We start from the raw sequence: 1,690 nt of genomic DNA, 5'->3' as shown, positions 1-1,690 counted from the left end.
CTGTGCTACTTGCGCCTCAAAGTGTTGATGTACGAGCAGATTATCTGGGAAATCGACTTCGGTATTGTTGAAACTCTGCAATAATTGCGCATATTCAGTGGTAGGCAATATATCTATAGCCGTTGCAGGTGTTTGAGGCGCATCGGTTAATAGTGTGACGAGCTGTTCTATTGCCCGCAACAGATAGGCATTCACTCGATTCGGATCGATTGGAATGATGGCTTGGGTCGAAAGAGAGAAACATTCACGATAATTATCAACTGAGATACTTAATGGATAGTTTGTCCGCTCACGCCCAAACAGGCGCTCTATCCCGAACTGGCTTAAATTCGGTGCTTCGGTACCTTTATCATTAGAGTGTCGACAGTTAAGGATGGCGCTAAACAACGGCATACTGCCGAGCTCACTGTATTGCTGAGCTGTCGATAATGGAGTTTGTTCATAGCGTAATAAATTGGCGCAAACATCATTCGCGGCGTTAATCAGCGTTACTGCGCTCATGCCTGCCAGCTTTATTCTGAAGGGGAGCGTGTTGATAAACATACCAAGTGCTGTCGCGCTGCCATCAAGACCTGACATACGCCCCGATAAGGTTGTGCCGAACACAATATCATCTCGTCCGCTGGTGCGGGCAACCACCAAGGCCCAACCAGCGTGAAACAGTGCCGCAGGGCTGATACCAAACTGACGAGAAACATCATTGATTGTTTGTGATAAGGCCGGACTCAGTAATTGACGTGCTTCTATCGCGCTCTCACCACTATCTTGAACATTCACGATGCCGAAGGGGGCGGTAATTTCGTCGATGCCCGATAAATAGTCACGGAAAAAGACTTCTGCGGCTTGATTTTTATCTTCTTGGCGAACATAAGCCACGAAGTTTCTATATGGGAATGATGGTGGAAGTGCCTCACCTTTGCCCATCAAAAATGCAGTGGTTTCTGCCAGTAGCTGACGTGAAGACAGATTGTCATCGATGATATGATGGAATTGAAGCAGTACATAAAGTGCAGTTGATGCTGCGTCTGGCGCTACATACAAATGCATTAAAGGTGCCTGTGATAAATCCATTGATGCGAGTGAGGAAACGACTTTTGCCTGCATCGAGTCGACCACATCAACACGTTCTATGGGTTCTAGATAATGTACATTCAGTATCGCATGGCGATGTACTACTTGAACGGGTTGTATTAAATCGTGCCAGTGAATTGAGGTGCGCAGAATATCGTGCCGATTAATTACAGACTGTAATGCGGCAATAAAGGCATCCAGCTTCGCCTGATTTTCAATTCTCAACAACGACGATATGACATAGGGATCGTTATCTGGATGTAAACGGTGATGGAAGAGAATGCCTTCTTGCAGTGGTGCAAGTGGGTAGATATCCTGAATATGAGAGCTACCACCAGAAACGGTATCAGCAATGGCATCAATCTCTTGTTGCGATAAGGTGACCAAAGGCAGCATGTCAGGGGTTATCTGTTGTGTACCGACAGGTATAAGGTTCTCTGGCGTAATAAAGTGAGACTCATCGCGGTCGTGTTGAATAGTACCAGCCAGCTCGATAAGTGTTGGGGTGGCAAATACGTTGCGAACATCGAGTGTTAAGCCAAGGTGATGTAATTTCTCAATCAAACTGACTATCAGCAATGAGTGTCCACCCAGTTCAAAAAAGTGGTCATACCGTCCC

Annotated in this window: 1 protein-coding gene; it reads right to left on the bottom strand. The window is 46.2% G+C overall.

Annotated features, from left to right (window positions below):
* A partial coding sequence (locus AC3Z9T_RS21370) for a condensation domain-containing protein (protein ID WP_490128061.1) occupies nucleotides 1–1,690 on the bottom strand: 1,690 nt, incomplete at both ends.

Source organism: Providencia sp. 6390 (assembly GCF_058148425.1).
This window is presented reverse-complemented; position numbering and strand designations above follow the sequence as displayed.